This is a genomic window from Bradyrhizobium nanningense (assembly GCF_004114535.1).
Taxonomy (GTDB): domain Bacteria; phylum Pseudomonadota; class Alphaproteobacteria; order Rhizobiales; family Xanthobacteraceae; genus Bradyrhizobium; species Bradyrhizobium nanningense.
This window is the reverse complement of the sequence record NZ_LBJC01000027.1, coordinates 118423-133731: the sequence shown is the minus strand read 5'-3', so window position 1 is coordinate 133731 and position 15309 is coordinate 118423. Positions and strand designations below refer to the sequence as shown.

The following is a 15309-nucleotide window of genomic DNA, read 5'->3' as shown; positions in this document are numbered from 1 at the left end:
ATCGCCTCGGGCACGATCAGGCAGCAGCGGTCGGAACCAGCGCTTCCACCGTCAAGCCGCCGTCGCCGGACACGACGTTGAGCGTGCCGCCCAGCGCCAGAATCCGCTCACGCATGCCGACGAGGCCGAAGCCGAGCTTCTGGCCCGGCTCCATGCCGCGGCCATTGTCGCTGACCCGTACCCGGGCGCAGAAGCGGCCATCGTGAGCCGTCTGCTCAACCGGCTCGATCACGACATTGACCGAGGTCGCGCCGGCGTGGCGGAACACATTGGTGAGCGCCTCCTGCACGATGCGGTAGATGGTGAGATCGGCGGTCTCGCCGGTAACCCCAAGCGACGGCGAGATCACGGTCTCGATCGCGACATCGGGATGCGACTCCCGCCACAGCCTCGACAGCGATTCCAGCGCCTGGCGCAGGCCGAGCTCGGCGAGGCCGACGGGGCGGAGGCGCTCCAGCACGCGGCGATTGAACTGCTGGAGCGCATTGATCTGCTCCAGCATGGCGCTGCCGTGCTTGCGCACCGCCTCCGCGTTCAGGGCGCGTCCATCCGCCTGCTTCGCCAGCGCGCTGGCATGCGCGCGCAGCGAGAACAGATACGGCCCGAACTCGTCGTGGAGTTCGCGCGCGATCTCCTTGCGCTCGATGTCCTGGAGCGACACGGTGCGCTCGGCGAGCCGCCGCTTGTCCTCGACCGCCCCATGAAGCGTCGCGGCCAGGTGGTTGAGCTTGGTGCAGATCGCGGCCAGTTCCGGCGCGCCGCCCGGCGTGACACGGGCCTTGTAGTGCCCGCCTTCGAGCTTCCCCATCACCTCCGCCAGCGACTGCAGCGGCGCCAGCGCCCGGCCGACCACATTCATCATCAGGAAGAACAGCGCCAGCGCGATCACCGAGCCGACCTCGAGCTGGGTGACGATGCCGTCCCAGATCTCGGCGATCTCGTCATCGGGATGCGAGGTGATCAGGAGCGAGCCGGGCTTGCCATGGATCGACACCGGCACGCTCACCGCCGTCTGCTCGGGATGAACCAGGCTGACGAACCAGGCCGGCGGCCCGCGCGTGTCGGCATCGGCATCAAGCCGCGGCGGCGCCTGCGGGTTGCCGCCGGTATCCCGGAGCGTGATGCTGACATGGCGCAGCCGGCTGAGGTCGCGCGCGATCTGGTTCAGCCTGGCATCCGGATTGGGCGCTTCGTTGAGATCGGCCACGATCATCTCGATGAACTCGCGCGCGAGGCGGATCACGCTCTGGTCCTCGGCCTGCACGCGGGGACCCGCCTCCGCGACCTGGCGGCCGATATTGACGGCGAGTCCCAGCGCCAGCAGCAGCGCCAGCAGGAGGTTGATACGCCCGCGCAAGGATAGATTTTGCCACATTGGTCGCCCGTGCCTCGCGAAGCCTTGCCCGCCGCTGTCCGATGACGTTGACAGAGGCGAAGCGGTGGATATCTAATCGGAAGCGTACAGCAATCCCGGCCGGGTTGCATGAGGCGAGCTCGGACACATCGCTCACGCGCCTGTCCCATGTCGGTATCATGCGGCGCAGAGCAGGCAAGTTCGTCACAGGAAACGCTGTCTCGGGGAACGCCTATGCGCATTCTGATCGTCGACGATCATCCCATCGTCGCCTCCGGCTGCCGCGCCGTGCTGGCCGACGAGGGCGAGATCGAGATTTTGGAGGCCGCCGACGCGGAAGACGGTGAGTGCGTCTTCATCGTCGAACGCCCGGACCTCTGCATCATCGACATCAATTTGCCGACCGTCTCCGGATTCGAGCTCGCCCGCCGCATCCTCGAGCGCGCGCCCGAGGCCCGCATCATCATGTTCAGCATGAACGACGACCCCGCCTTTGCCGCGCGCGCGATCGAATGCGGCGCCAAGGGCTACGTCTCCAAGACCGGCGATCCCGACGACCTCGTCGAGGCGATCCGCGCCGTCGGCTGCGGCGGCACCTACTTGCCGAGCGCGATCGCGCGCAGCATCGCCTTTGCGGGGCCGGCGCTGGCGCAAAGCCCGCTATCCAAGCTGAACGCGCGCGAGATGGAGATCCTGCGGCTGCTCAGCGCCGGAAAGAGCCTGTCGGAGATCGCCTGGCTGGTGCAGTCGTCGTACAAGACGGTCGCCAACACCTCGTCCATCATGCGCCAGAAGCTCGGGGTGAAGACCTCGGTCGAGCTGGTGCGGCTGGCGATCGACAGCGGTGTCGCCTGACCCGCGGGCCGCCGCCACAAATTCGGACACACGAGCGTTGCAATCTTGATGTGGTGAGATGCCACGGAGCTTAAGGCATGACGATTCAGACTGTCTCGACCAACAAATCCTACGGCGGCGTGCAGGGCGTGTATCGCCATGCGAGCCAGGCGACCGGAACCGACATGGTGTTCTCGGTCTATGTTCCCCCGCATGCCGAGGGCGCGAAGCTGCCCGTGGTCTGGTATCTGTCCGGCCTCACCTGCACGCATGCCAACGTCACCGAGAAGGGCGAATTCCGCAAGGCTTGCGCCGAGCTCGGCCTGATTTTCGTCGCGCCCGACACCTCACCCCGCGGCCCCGACGTGCCGGGCGATGCCAACAATGCCTATGATTTCGGCTTAGGGGCCGGCTTCTATGTCGATGCGACGCAAGAGCCGTTCGCGCGTAATTATCGGATGTGGAGCTATGTCACCGACGAGCTGCCCAAGCTCGTGGCGGGAAATTTTCCCGTCGACGCCAAACGGCAATCGGTGATGGGTCATTCGATGGGCGGTCACGGCGCGCTGACGGTGGCGCTGCGCAACCCGCACCGCTATCGCGCCGCGAGCGCGTTCGCGCCGATCGTGGCGCCCTCGCTCGTGCCCTGGGGCATCAAGGCGCTGACCGGCTATCTCGGACCGAACAAGGACGCCTGGCGCAGCCACGACACGGTGGCACTGATCGAGGACGGCGCAAAGTTCTCCGGCTTCCTGGTCGACGTCGGCGAAGCCGACAATTTCCTGAAAGAACAGCTGAAGCCGGAGCTGCTTGAAGCCGTCTGCACCAAGGCGGGCATCCCGCTGACGCTGCGGCGTCAGGCAGGCTACGACCACAGCTATTATTTCATCTCGACCTTCATGGGCGATCATCTGCACTGGCATGCGGAGAAGCTGAAGGGGTGAGGCCTTCTCCCTCCCCCGCACGCGGGGAGAGGCGAAGAAATCCTACTCCCGCTTACCGTAATTCGGCGCCAGCAACCGGTTGCGGATCAAATAGCTCATCGTGCGCATCCAGGCTTCATCCGTGTTGCCGCGCATGTCAGCGCTCGCCGCGGCGATCATGTTGCCGGTCTTCACATCGCGCAGATAGATGTTGAGGTTGATGATCAGGTTCGAGACCTTCTGCACCATGCCGGTGATCTCGAGCTCGGCGCCCAGCTGTTCGGCGAGTTTGAGATCGCAGCCGCCGCAGGCCTGTAAATTGGCGTGACGGGCGGCATCCCTGATCGGCGCGATGTCGAGCACCTGGAACCTGCCGGAATCAGTCAATTCCTTGCGCAGCTGCTCGCTGATGAGCACGAGCCGCGCCTCTTCGGGCTTGGAGCCGTAAAACTCGCCCGGCAGGCTGGTGTCGATCAGCTCGAAATCGAACACGGCCAGCTTCGGCGGATCGGCGCGCGCGACCGAAGGCGTCAACAGCAAAGCGGCGATCACCGTCAATGCTCGCATGATCGTGATTCCGGGCCTCACATGCGCGGGGGCGAAATGCGGGGTTGCATGCCCTGACAAATTGGTCATGCTTGAAGCAGAGACAATTCTCCACCTGCGGTCAAGCCGGGGGGATCGTTCGGAGGAAACATGATCCGATGGTTGGCCGGTCTGATCGGCTTTGGTCTTGCTGCGACGAGCGCGCTCGCGGCCGAGCCTGCCGTGATCGGCGTCGGCTATCTCGGCGTCGCTCCTACCCGATCGACGCTGTCGCTGGTCGATCTCCCTGCGGAGAATGACGGCGTCGCCGGCGCGCGCCTCGCGATCGAGGACAACAACACCACAGGTAAATTCCTTGGTCAGCGGTTCGCGCTGGAAGAGCGCCGCATGAGGGAGGGCGAGGACCCGGTGCAGGCCGCCACCACGCTTGCGGAGAAGAACGGCTTCATCATCACCGACCTGCCGGCCGATGCTCTGCTGAAAGTCTCGGATGCCCTGCGCGATCGCGGCACGCTTCTGTTCAATGCGGGGGCGATCGACGAGCGGTTGCGCGAGGCCGATTGCCGCGCCAACGTCATCCACACCGCGCCGACGCGCGCGATGCTGGCCGATGCGCTCGGCCAGTATCTCGTCTGGAAGAGGTGGTCGCGCTGGTTGCTCGTGGTTGGCTCGCATGACGAGGACAAGCTGTTCGCGGACGCGCTCCGGCGCACCGCCGCGCGGTTCGGCGCCAAGATCGTGCAGGAGAAGACTTTCGAGGACAAGGGCGGCGCGCGCCGCACCGACAGCGGCGTGACGCTGATCCAGCGCCAGATGCCGGTGTTCACGCAAGGCGCGCCCGCCTATGACGTGCTCGTCGCCGCCGACGAGAGCGAGGTGTTCGGCGCCTATCTGCCCTACCGCACCTGGGATCCCCGCCCCGTCGCAGGCTCGGCCGGCCTCGTGCCGCGCAGCTGGGACGCAGCGCAGGACCAGTGGGGCGCGATCCAGATGCAGAACCGCTTCATGAAGCTGAACTCGCGGCGCATGACCGCGCTCGACATGCAAGCCTGGACCGCGGCCCGCATGATCGGCGAAGCGACCTCGCGCACCAATTCCGGCGACGTCAAGAAGGTGACGGACTTCATCAAGGGCCCGGATTTCTCGGTCGCCGCGTTCAAGGGCACGCGACTGACCCTGCGCGACTGGAATTGGCAGCTACGCCAACCGATCCTTTTGGTCGACGGCCGCATGGTGGTGTCGGTCTCGCCGCAGGAGGGATTTCTGCACCAGGTCTCCGAGCTCGACACGCTCGGCTATGATCGTCCGGAGAGCAAATGCAAGCTGAAGTGAGCGAAGTGATGCGATGGAGCCGCTGCAGAGACAGTGCGCCCCCTCCCCCGCTTGCGGGGGAGGTGAGGACCGCCCGCGGACAGATATCGCACATTCTAAGAGCAGCTTTGTTAGGAGCGCTCGCGCTGGCGGCGGCGCCAGCGCACGCCTTCATCGCCTATGTCTCGAACGAGAAGAGCAACACCGTCTCGGTGATCGACACCGACAGCTGGACCGTGACCAAGACCATCAAGGTCGGCCAGCGCCCGCGCGGCATCGATTTCACACGCGACGGCAAGTTCGTGATGGTCGCGGTCGGCGACGACGACACCATCCAGATGATCGACGCCAAGACGCAGGGCGTGGTGGACAGCCTGCCCTCCGGGCCCGATCCGGAATTGTTCGTCCAGGATGCCGCCGGCAAGACCCTCTATGTCGCTAACGAGAACGACAACACGGTGACCGTGATCGATCTCGAGAAGCGCGCCCGGCTCGGCGACATCCAGGTCGGCGTCGAGCCCGAAGGCATGACCATCAGTCCCGACGGCAAGACGCTGATCAATACGTCCGAAACGACCAACATGGCGCATTTCATCGATACGGCCCAGCGCCAGATCGTCGCCAACGTGCTGGTCGATGCGCGGCCGCGCTTCGCCGAGTTCAAGCACGATTCTTCCGAGCTGTGGGTGTCCTCCGAGATCGGCGGCACCGTCTCGATCATCGACCCCAAGAAGCACGAGGTCATCGGCAAGGTTGTGTTCGAGATCCCGGGCCTGCGTAAAGAGGCGATCCAACCCGTCGGCATCGGCATGACCAAGGACGACAAGACCGCCTTCGTCGCCCTCGGGCCCGCCAACCGCATCGCCGTGGTCGATGTCGCCTCGCGCAAGGTGACGAAATATCTGCTGGTCGGCCAGCGGGTCTGGCACATGGCGTTCACGCCCGACGAGAAGTATCTGCTCACCACCAATGGGGTGTCGAACGACGTCTCCGTCATCGACGTCGCCGCTCAAAAGGTGATCAAGACCATTCAGGTGGGCGAACTGCCCTGGGGCATCGCGATCGCACCATGACCAGCCCCGCTCCGATTCCCGAACAACGCGAGACGCCACAGCCCGATCCGGCGGCGGTGCCGGCGCTGTCGATCGACGGCGTCAGCCATGCCTATGGGCCGCGCCGCGCGTTGATCGACGTCTCTTTCAATGTGCAGCCGGCGAGCTTTACGGCGCTGCTCGGCCTCAACGGCGCCGGCAAGAGCACGCTGTTCTCGCTGATCACGCGCCTGTTCGGCATCCAGTCCGGCCGCGTCGGCATTTTCGGTCACGACATCAGCAAGAGCCCGGGCGAGGCGCTGCGGCTGCTCGGGGTCGTGTTCCAGCCGCGCACGCTCGATCTCGATCTGTCGTTGACACAGAACCTGCTCTATCACGCCGCGCTCCACGGCATCAGCCGGCGCGAGGCCGCCGCGCGCAGCGCCGAGCTGCTCGGCCGCATCGGGCTCGAAGAGCGCGCCGGCAGCAAGGTGCGCGATCTCTCGGGCGGGCAGATGCGGCGGCTGGAGATCGCCCGGGCCCTGCTGCATCGGCCGCGGCTATTGTTGCTCGACGAGCCGACGGTCGGCCTGGATGTCAAGGCGCGCGCCGACATCATCAGCCAGGTTCGCCAGCTCGTCACGGAGCAAGGCATCGGCGTGCTCTGGGCCACGCATCTGTTCGACGAGATCATGCCCAGCGACGACCTCGTGGTGCTGCACCAGGGCAAGGTGCTGGCGCGGGGGCCGATGAGCCGCGTCGTCACCGAAGCCGGCGCCCAGGACGTCAACACCGCCTTCATGCGCCTGACCGGCGCGCAAGCGATGCCGGGAGGCGGCGCATGAGCAGCATCACGACGCGCGAGGCCCCGCGTGGCTTCTCATTGGCCGAGTACATGACCTGCCTCACCGGCATCGTCTGGCGCGAGGGCCTGCGCTTCCTGCATCAACGCGAGCGCTTCGTCTCGGCGCTGGTGCGGCCGCTGGTCTGGCTGTTCATCTTCGCCGCCGGCTTCCGCCAGGTGCTCGGCATCTCCATCATCCCGCCCTACGAGACCTACATCCTCTACGAGGTCTATATCGCGCCCGGACTGATGGCGATGATCCAGCTCTTCAACGGCATGCAATCCTCGCTGTCGATGGTCTATGACCGCGAGATGGGCAATATGCGCACGCTGCTGGTGAGCCCGCTGCCGCGCGGCTTTCTGTTGTTCTGCAAGCTGCTGGCCGGCACCGCGGTGTCGCTGCTTCAGGTCTATGCGTTCCTCCTGATCGCCTGGTTCTGGGACATCACGCCGCCGTCGTCGGGCTATCTCACCGTGTTGCCGGCGCTGATCCTGTCCGGGCTGATGCTGGGCTCGCTCGGCATGCTGATCTCCTCCGGCATCAAGCAGCTGGAAAATTTCGCCGGGGTGATGAATTTCGTCATCTTCCCGATGTTCTTCTCCTCCTCCGCGCTCTATCCGCTCTGGCGGGTGCAAGAGGGCAGTCCTTATCTATACTATCTCTGCGAGGCCAATCCGTTCACCCATGCGGTCGAGCTGATCCGTTTTGCACTCTACGGGCAAATCAACTGGATCTCGCTCGCGGTGGTCGCGGCCTGCACAATCGTCTTCATGATCGGCGCGATTTGGGCCTATGATCCCTCGCGTGGGCTGGCGCGACGGGGGCCTGCAGGAGGCGAAGGATGAAGGTTCTGGCGATGGTTGCTCTGGCGCTCGCGCTGTCGGGGACGACCGCCCGCGCGGCCGATCCCCGCTATCCCAACTGGCCCTGCACGCAGGCCAAGGTGCCGGAAATCTCGCTCGCCGCCGTCTGGGCCGGTCCTGCGCTCGACGACGCCGAGACCAAGTGGAAGAACGACGCGAAAATCACCGCGCTGGTCGCAAAGCTGTCGGCGCGCAAGACGCCGATGGACGAGGCCGAGAAGTCGGTGAAGGACTTCTTGGCCGCCTCCGCCGACAAGACCACGAACGCAAAGCTGCTGTTCGCCGGCCTGTTCGATACGCTCAACGCCCAGCGTTCACAGGTCATGAACGGGCTCGAACGCGTCAGCCACAAGCAGCGCGAGGCCGCCGACAAGATCCGCGAGGAGGCAATTCAGCTCCAGACGCTGCAGGGCGCCACGCCGCGTGACGAGGCCAAGGTCGAGGCGCTCAGCAACGACCTGATCTGGAAGACCCGCATCTTCGAGGACCGCAACAAGGTGGTGCGGTTCGTCTGCGAGGTTCCAACCGCGATCGATCAGCGCCTGTTCGCGCTCGGCCGCGTGATTCAGCAGGAAATGGAATAGCGCCCCGACAGTTCCGGGATCGACCCGGGCATCGTTAACCTTTGGCCGATCTATCTGCCGGAACCAAATCGATCTAGGATGGCTTGTCGAAGTGAACTCCAAGACGTCGGGAGGCCTCGATGGGAACCACAAGATTCATGTTCGTGGGCGCTGCGGCCCTCGGCATGCTCGCAACCAGCGCCCTAGCTGACGACATGACCGGGATGATCACGCGGATCGATCGGCTCAACGGCACGATCTCGATCCAACAGACGCAGAAGGGCACGGTCGGGGCCAGCTCAGGCAGTGCCGGCGCGCTGCAGGAGTACAAGGCCAAGGACGCCGCGATGCTGGACGCCGTCCATGCCGGCGACAGGGTCAACTATTCTGCGACCGAGACGAACGGCACGGGAACGCTGACGAAGTTGCAGAAGCAGTAGGGCTTCTTTCACTCCCCGCTCTCGTCCTGCCGGAGCTTCGGTGAGGGCGGATGCGGGGAGATGCGCGAAGCTCCGCCCCCATCGTCATTGCAAGCAATGACGCGGAGAAAGTTGCGCCGCTCTTGAGGCCGCAGGTGCGGAGCCGATGTAGCTGCGGAGCCAATCGAGACACTCACTGCTCCGGCCGCGGCTCCGGCTGCGCCTCTTCGGTGGGAAGCTTGGCGCGCTCCCAGCCGTCGGTACCGTCAGGGTACCAGGCGATGTTGGAATAGCCGTAGGCCAGCGCGCGCTTGGCGGCGTTCCAGGACATCCAGCAATCGGCAAGGCAATAGATCACCAGCAGCGCGGCCTTGTCGCCGCCCGAGACACGGGCGAGCCCGCGCTCGAAATAATCCTCCATGGCCGGCGGCAAAGTGCTGTAGCCGGTATCCGGCAGCCAGGTGCTGCCGGGAATGTTCCTGCGCGGCGCATCGCGCCACACCGTGCCTGCGGGCAGGTTCTTCGGCTTGGGCGGGCGCGGCAGCACGTCGATGAACGCACCGCCCTTCGCGCGCCAGATCGCTTCGGCTTCCACCGTGGTCAGCACGCGCGCGCCGGCGAGCGTCGCCGGCACCGGCGCGCGATAATTGTCGGCGCGATAACCCTCGGGCTCGAACGGTTCCTGCTGCTGCGCGAACGACGGCACCGCCAACGCGGCAGCGACGAGCGCAGCGGCAAGGCGCTTCATGGCGTCTTCTTGGCCGTCTCAGCGCCGAGCGGCTTGTCGCTCTCGTCGAGCAGCGGGACGCCGAAGTCGATCAGGATCTTGTTGATCTCGGCCTGGTTCTCCTGGATCAGCTTGTTGAGCTGTCGCTTCCAGTTCTGGTCGGCGGGACGCACGCCCATGCCGATGCGGTAGACCAGCTTCGGCCCCGTGGTTTCCTTCACCAGCGGCGTGACATGAAGCGAGCCGACTTTCTTCGCGTAGTAGCCGGCCATGGGACCCCACAGCACGCCGGCATCGATCTTGCCGGCCGCGAGGTCGTCGATCATGGCCTGCGCCGAATTGTCGTAGCGCGTGTCGATCATCAGCGGATAGGGTTTTGCATCGCTCATCAGGCCGGCAATGGCCATGTTGGTCGCCGGCGGCGTTCCGGCGACGATGCCGACATGCTTGCCCTTCAACTTCGGGTCCTCGAGCGTGTCGACGTCCTCGAGCCCGCTGCCGGCCTTTGCGACCAGCGCATAGGTCGTGCGGTAATAGGGATTGGTGCCCTGCACGATGTCATCGCCCTGCGGAAAGCCCATGATGACGTCGCAGCGATGCGCACCCAGCGTCATCCGCACGAAACCCGTGGCCTGTGGGAAGAAGACGTAGTCGAGCTTCTTCTTGAGCTTGTCTGCAAACAGCTCGGCCAGCTTGTTCTCGAACCCCTCGCCCTTCTCGTTCGAGAACGGCAGATTGCGTGGATCGGCACAGACGCGCAGCACGTTCGGATCGACCAGCTCGAACGAGAGGTCGCCGCTGTCATTGGTCTGGGCGATGGCGATATTGCCGAGCGCGCAGGACGCAACCAGAACCCACAGTGAAAACAACCAGCGACGATGTCGTCCGGCCTCCGTCATCGCGCTTCCTCCTCGTTTTGTTTGAATGCTATCCATGCAACGCATGACGCGCCAAGTCCTGCAGGCATTGTCTTGCCAGACTTTGCTGGCTTCGCTTTATTGCAGTGCAATGAAGTAAACCCTTTGAACTGAGGCGGAAAAGTGTCTCGCATCGCTCGAGTGATCGCAGCCTTGTCCCTGCTGGGGATCACAACGCTAGCACGGGCCGGGACGGCCGAATTGCCTGTGAGCGAAGTCGCAACCGGAATCTTCGTACACTCCGGGGCCATTGCCCTGATGAGTCGCGAGAACGAGGGCGACATTGCCAATGTCGGCTTCATCGTGGGCGACGATGCCGTGGCTGTCATCGACACCGGCGGCAGCTTGCGCGAAGGCGAGGCCCTGCTGGCGGCCGTGAGGACTCGCACGCCCAAGCCGATCCGCTATGTCATCAACACCCATGGCCACCCCGACCATGTCTTCGGCAACGCAGCCTTCGCCGCCGGAGACACGATCTTCGTCGGCCATAGCAAGCTGCCTCAGGCGCTCGCGACGCGCGGACCCTATTATCTCGACAATTTTCGCCGCATCATGGGGCGCGAGCTGATAGACCCCGTGAAGATCATTGCTCCTACCCTGCTGGTTTCAGACACGATGACGCTCGATCTCGGCTCGCGCCGCCTGACCTTGCGCGCCTGGCGAGCCGGGCACAGCGACAACGATGTGACCGTGTATGACGAGACGACCAAGACCCTGTTCGGGGGCGACCTCGTCTTCCTTCGCCACATTCCGGTCATGGACGGCAGCATCCGCGGCTGGCTCGACACATTGAGGGAGTTGGAGACCATCCCGGCGCAACGCGTCGTTCCCGGTCACGGACCCGTGAGTGACTGGCCTGCCGCGCTGACCGATGAACGGCGTTACCTGTCAACGCTGCTGTCCGACGTCCGCGCGCTGAACAAGAACGGCGAGCCGATCCGAGCGGCCGCCGACAAGGCGGCTGCTGAGGAGCGGTCGCGCTGGGAGCTGTTCGGCGATTACAACGCCCGGAACGCAACTGCAGCATTTTCGGAAATTGAATGGGAGTAGCGAGCGCGCTATCATCAGCAGGAGATCAGCTTCGCTGACGCGGGGGATCAAGACCACATGACCCGATGGACACGCCGCCTGTCCCTGATCGCCGCACTGCTGGGCATCGCGTTTGCTGTGCCGGTGCAGGCTGAAGAAGCCTACGATCCCTGGCCGGGCCTGGTGCAGGACATCTTCAATAGCCGTCCGATGAATGACGGCAGTGCCGTCATCGGCATCGAGATGCCGTATCGCGCCGAGGACGCGGCCATCGTGCCGGTGACGCTGCGCAGCAAGCTGTCGCCCGCAGATGCCCGCCGTATCCGTTCGATCACGCTCGTGATCGACCGCAATCCCGCGCCGATGGCGGCAAAGTTCGAGCTCGGCTCCGATGCCAATGTCACGGAGATCTCGACGCGCGTGCGCGTCAACAATTACACCGACGTCCACGCGGTCGCCGAGCTCAGCGACGGCCAGCTCTATGTCTCGAAGGTCTACGTGAAGGCCTCGGGCGGCTGCTCGGCGCCGGCAGGAAAGAATGCCGAAGAGGCGCAAAACCGGCTCGGCCAGATGCGCTACCGGCAGTTCGCGCGCGAGGAGGCTCCGGCGAGCCGCATCCGCGAGGCGCAGATCATGATCGGCCATCCCAACAATTCCGGCCTGCAGATGGACCAGGTCACGCAGCTCTATATTCCCGCCTTCTTCATCAACCAGCTGAAGCTGACGCAGGGCGACAGCCCCGTGCTGTCGATGGAAGGCGGCATCTCGATCTCGGAAGATCCCAATCTGCGCTTCACCTACGTCTCCAACGGCGCCAGGCGTTTCCGCGCGGAAGCAAAGGACACGGAGGGACACGTGTTCCGCAACGAGTGGGATGTGGAGAAGCCGGGGACGTGATCATCTCGATCCTCATGGCCGGAGCTTGTCCCGGCCATCCACGAACTTGGGGCCGACGGCAAGAACGTGGATGCCCGGGACAAGCCCGGGCATGACGTACAGGGTCAGTACAAAGCACGAGGCCGTTAAAAACACCTCACCTCAGCCTCAGCCTGCGCCCGCCGCAAATCATTCACCGCCGTGTTGGCCTGCTCCGAGGTGCGGAACTGGACGCCGAGATTGCCGCGCACCTGTGACATGCTGAGCGCGGTCTCCGCGGTAACATAGCGCTCATAGGGGACGATCGAGGCCACCACGTCGATCGAGCAGGAGCATTGCTCGATCGACTGCCGGCTCTCGCCATTGGCTTTCATGCAGCCATAGACATACTCCGCGCGCGCAGCCGTGGGATAATCATTGGCTTCCTCGGCCCGCGCCACGCACGCGCTCGCCGCCAGCACCGTCAATGCGGCGACAATCGGTCCTAGCTGTCCGGCCAGTTTCATGCGCATCCTCCCGCGGGTTGCGACCAAAGCTATGCTATGCGTATTGTCCTGAAAAGCACTCTGTCAGAGGAAACGGCTCACAAGGTGATGAGAGCACTTGGCGTGATAAAGGCCTTTGGTCGAACATTGGCGCTCGCAACGACGCTGGCGCTGACGCTGGCCGCACCCGGCCACGCCGCGGAGACCATCCGCCTTGCGGTGCAGAAAACCGGAACATTCTCCTGGGAGCTGGCCGCGATCCGCGCAAGCGCTCTCGACAAGGAAGCGGACCTCGCGCTGGAGGTCAGCGAGCTCGCGAGCACCGAGGCCGGCAAGATCGCGATGCGCGCGGGCAGCGCCGACATCATCCTGTCGGACTGGCTGTGGGTGTCGCGCGAGCGGGCGCTCGGCGCCAAGCTCACCTTCTATCCCTACTCCAGTGCGCTCGGCGCGGTGATGGTGCCGGCCTCCTCGCCGATCAAGTCCCTCGCCGACCTGAAGGGACGCAAGCTCGCCATCGCCGGCGGGGCGATCGACAAGAGCTGGCTGCTGCTGCAAGCGCGCATGAAGCAGGATGGCATCGACCTGAAGTCGGAAGCGACCATCGTCTATGGCGCACCGCCCCTGATCGCCGCCAAGGCGCTCGACGGCGAGATGGAGGCGAGCCTCAATTTTTGGAATTTCTGTGCCCAGCTCGAAGCCAAGGGTTTTCGCCGCCTCGCCGGCATCGAAGAGATTTTACCCAAGCTTGGCGCCAAGGGCGCGGTCTCCGCGGTCGGCTACGTCTTCGACGAGAATTGGGCCGCGAGCCATCGCGACGCCGTGGCGCGCTTCATCGCGATGACCCGCAAGGCCAAGCAGTTGCTGGTGACCTCGGACGCCGCCTGGGACAAGATCGCGCCGCTCACCGGCACGAGCGATGCCACCCTGCTGAAGACCTATCGCGACCGCTATCGCGACGGTATTCCGCGCCGGAGTATCGCTGATGAGGAACAGGACGCGCGCGTGCTGTATCGCGTGCTGGCTGAGACCGGCGGCCGCGACCTCGTCGGCCCCGCAGCCGAGCTCGATCCCGGCACCTTCTATCACGCCGTGCCCGGAGACTGAAGTGCTGCGTCTTCTGTCGTTCGCTCTATTTCTCTTGATCTGGTGGATTGCCGCGCTGTTCGTCGGCGGCGCGAAGCTGCCCTCCCCGCCGGCCGTGCTCGAGGTGATGATCGCGGAAGCCTCATCCGGCGCGCTGTTCCTGCATCTCGGCGCCACGCTGGCGCGCGTCGCACTCGCCTTCGTGCTGGCGATGTCGCTCGGTAGCGCCATCGGCTACCTGATGGGACGGGTCAGGCTCGCAGACAAGCTCGGCGATCCCTGGCTGATCCTGCTGCTCAATCTGCCCGCGCTGGTGGTGATCGTGCTGGCCTATATCTGGGCTGGCCTGACCGAGGCCGCTGCGATCGCGGCGATCGCCATCAACAAGCTGCCGACCGCGGTCGTCACCTTGCGCGAGGGTACCCGCGCCCTTGACCGCTCGCTGGACGAGATGGCGAGCGTGTTCGCGATGCCGCGCTGGCGCGCGTTCCGCCATGTCGTGCTGCCGCAGCTTGCGCCCTATATCGCGGCCGCCGCCCGCTCCGGACTGTCGCTGGTGTGGAAGATCGTGCTGGTCGCCGAACTGCTCGGACGTCCGAACGGCGTTGGCTTCGAGATCGGCGTCGCCTTCCAGCTGTTCGACACGCCGCGGCTGCTGGCCTATTCGTTGACATTCGCCGCGGTCGTGCTCGTGATCGAAACCTTGCTGGTGCAGCCGTTCGAAGCCCGCGCAACCCGGTGGCGGCCCCGTGCGGCTTGAGGTCGAGATCACAGGCAAGACGTTCAGGAGTGCCACGAGCGGAACGCACGAGGTGCTGGCGCCGCTCAAATTCGCGCTTCACTCCGGCGAGGTCGGCGTGCTCATCGGTCCGTCCGGCTGCGGCAAGAGCACGATGCTGCGCATCATCCTCGGCCTCGATCACGAATTTCAGGGGCGCATCGCGCGGCCGCCGCAGGCGCGGATCGGCATGGTGTTTCAGGAGCCGCGGCTGCTGCCGTGGCGTTCGGTCGAGCAGAATGTGCGGTTAGCTGCGCCCGACGTAACCGACGCGAAGCTGTCGGAGCTTTTCAGGATTCTGGAGCTTGAAGCGCATCGCAGCCACTTTCCCGGCGAGTTGTCGCTCGGGCTTGCCCGGCGCGTCGCGCTCGCCCGCGCTTTCGCGGTCGAGCCCGATCTGCTGGTGCTCGACGAGCCCCTCGCCTCGCTCGACGACGCGCTCGCCGGCCGCTTGCGGGACGAGATCGCGACGCTGGTGGCCAGCCGGCCGGTGATGACGCTGCTCGTCACCCACAGCCTCGATGACGCCGTTCGGCTCGGCGATCGACTGTTCTTCCTGTCGCCGCGCCCGGCGCGCATTCTCGCCGAGGTTCCTATCGCCATCCCGCGCGACGCGCGCGCCGATGCCGAGATTGCGGCGATCAAGGCCGGGCTTGCGCGGCGCATCCAAGGGGAACAAGGCGACGAACGCGCCGGGCGGGATGTCTCATAGGCAACCGCGC

At 65.1% G+C, this 15309-nt stretch carries 18 protein-coding genes; 13 read left to right on the top strand and 5 right to left on the bottom strand.

Features of this window, described 5'->3' with window-relative positions; all coding sequences use genetic code 11:
* Positions 1–16: 16 nt before the first annotated feature.
* Positions 17–1375, bottom strand: a complete 1359-nt coding sequence (locus tag XH84_RS22600) for a histidine kinase (RefSeq protein WP_128948500.1) — start codon at positions 1373–1375, stop codon at positions 17–19.
* Positions 1376–1588: 213 nt separating this feature from the next.
* On the opposite strand from XH84_RS22600, the gene XH84_RS22595 reads away from it, so the two are divergent.
* Both XH84_RS22595 and fghA read left to right on the top strand, forming a co-directional pair.
* Positions 1589–2209 carry a response regulator gene (locus XH84_RS22595; RefSeq protein ID WP_164936295.1) on the top strand — a complete coding sequence of 207 codons (621 nt, stop codon included), beginning with the start codon at positions 1589–1591 and terminating at the stop codon, positions 2207–2209.
* A gap of 77 nt (positions 2210–2286) precedes the next feature.
* Entirely contained in the window at positions 2287–3132 is an 846-nt protein-coding gene (gene fghA, locus XH84_RS22590; protein WP_128919796.1) for an S-formylglutathione hydrolase, read from the top strand.
* A gap of 42 nt (positions 3133–3174) precedes the next feature.
* Here fghA and XH84_RS22585 read toward each other — a convergent pair whose 3' ends face one another.
* The gene (locus XH84_RS22585; protein ID WP_128919795.1) at positions 3175–3747 is read right to left on the bottom strand and encodes a DUF3280 domain-containing protein; all 573 of its coding nucleotides are present in this window, start codon (positions 3745–3747) and stop codon (positions 3175–3177) included.
* A gap of 60 nt (positions 3748–3807) precedes the next feature.
* Between XH84_RS22585 and XH84_RS22580 the strand changes: the two genes are divergently transcribed.
* From XH84_RS22580 to XH84_RS22555, 6 genes are all read left to right on the top strand, one after another.
* Positions 3808–4989, top strand: a complete 1182-nt coding sequence (locus tag XH84_RS22580; RefSeq protein ID WP_128919794.1) for an ABC transporter substrate-binding protein — start codon at positions 3808–3810, stop codon at positions 4987–4989.
* 83 nt (positions 4990–5072) lie between these two features.
* A complete protein-coding gene (locus XH84_RS22575) occupies positions 5073–6041 on the top strand; it encodes a YVTN family beta-propeller repeat protein (RefSeq protein ID WP_164936306.1) in 969 nt (322 codons plus the stop codon).
* Positions 6038–6844 (top strand): ABC transporter ATP-binding protein, encoded by an 807-nt coding sequence (locus tag XH84_RS22570; protein WP_128919793.1) that lies wholly within the window; start codon positions 6038–6040, stop codon positions 6842–6844. Before XH84_RS22575 ends, XH84_RS22570 begins: the two co-directional genes overlap by 4 nt.
* The gene (locus XH84_RS22565; RefSeq protein ID WP_128919792.1) at positions 6841–7689 is read left to right on the top strand and encodes an ABC transporter permease; all 849 of its coding nucleotides are present in this window, start codon (positions 6841–6843) and stop codon (positions 7687–7689) included. The genes XH84_RS22570 and XH84_RS22565 overlap by 4 nt, the downstream gene beginning before the upstream one ends.
* On the top strand, positions 7686–8291 hold the full coding sequence (locus tag XH84_RS22560; protein ID WP_128919791.1) for a hypothetical protein: 606 nt from the start codon (positions 7686–7688) through the stop codon (positions 8289–8291). Before XH84_RS22565 ends, XH84_RS22560 begins: the two co-directional genes overlap by 4 nt.
* 119 nt (positions 8292–8410) lie before the next feature.
* Positions 8411–8710, top strand: a complete 300-nt coding sequence (locus XH84_RS22555) for a copper-binding protein (RefSeq protein WP_128919790.1) — start codon at positions 8411–8413, stop codon at positions 8708–8710.
* Positions 8711–8882: 172 nt separating this feature from the next.
* Here the strand turns inward: XH84_RS22555 and XH84_RS22550 are convergent, their stop codons facing one another.
* Positions 8883–9437, bottom strand: a complete 555-nt coding sequence (locus XH84_RS22550; RefSeq protein ID WP_128919789.1) for a PQQ-dependent catabolism-associated CXXCW motif protein — start codon at positions 9435–9437, stop codon at positions 8883–8885.
* On the bottom strand, positions 9434–10315 hold the full coding sequence (locus tag XH84_RS22545; protein WP_128919788.1) for a substrate-binding domain-containing protein: 882 nt from the start codon (positions 10313–10315) through the stop codon (positions 9434–9436). Before XH84_RS22545 ends, XH84_RS22550 begins: the two co-directional genes overlap by 4 nt.
* A gap of 141 nt (positions 10316–10456) precedes the next feature.
* On the opposite strand from XH84_RS22545, the gene XH84_RS22540 reads away from it, so the two are divergent.
* Positions 10457–11383, top strand: a complete 927-nt coding sequence (locus tag XH84_RS22540; RefSeq protein ID WP_128919787.1) for a quinoprotein relay system zinc metallohydrolase 2 — start codon at positions 10457–10459, stop codon at positions 11381–11383.
* Positions 11384–11440: 57 nt separating this feature from the next.
* Positions 11441–12259: a quinoprotein dehydrogenase-associated SoxYZ-like carrier gene (locus XH84_RS22535; RefSeq protein WP_128919786.1), complete on the top strand. Its 819-nt coding sequence runs from the start codon at positions 11441–11443 to the stop codon at positions 12257–12259.
* A 125-nt stretch (positions 12260–12384) separates the two neighbouring features.
* Here the strand turns inward: XH84_RS22535 and XH84_RS22530 are convergent, their stop codons facing one another.
* Positions 12385–12744 (bottom strand): hypothetical protein, encoded by a 360-nt coding sequence (locus XH84_RS22530; RefSeq protein WP_128919785.1) that lies wholly within the window; start codon positions 12742–12744, stop codon positions 12385–12387.
* 87 nt (positions 12745–12831) lie between these two features.
* Here XH84_RS22530 and XH84_RS22525 point away from each other — a divergent pair, with 87 nt between their 5' ends.
* From XH84_RS22525 to XH84_RS22515, 3 genes are read left to right on the top strand one after another with little or no spacing between them, the layout of a single operon-like run.
* The gene (locus XH84_RS22525; protein ID WP_164936305.1) at positions 12832–13830 is read left to right on the top strand and encodes an ABC transporter substrate-binding protein; all 999 of its coding nucleotides are present in this window, start codon (positions 12832–12834) and stop codon (positions 13828–13830) included.
* Position 13831: 1 nt separating this feature from the next.
* Entirely contained in the window at positions 13832–14569 is a 738-nt protein-coding gene (locus XH84_RS22520) for an ABC transporter permease (RefSeq protein ID WP_128919783.1), read from the top strand.
* A complete protein-coding gene (locus XH84_RS22515) occupies positions 14559–15299 on the top strand; it encodes an ABC transporter ATP-binding protein (RefSeq protein ID WP_128919782.1) in 741 nt (246 codons plus the stop codon). The genes XH84_RS22520 and XH84_RS22515 overlap by 11 nt, the downstream gene beginning before the upstream one ends.
* Positions 15300–15309: the final 10 nt, after the last annotated feature.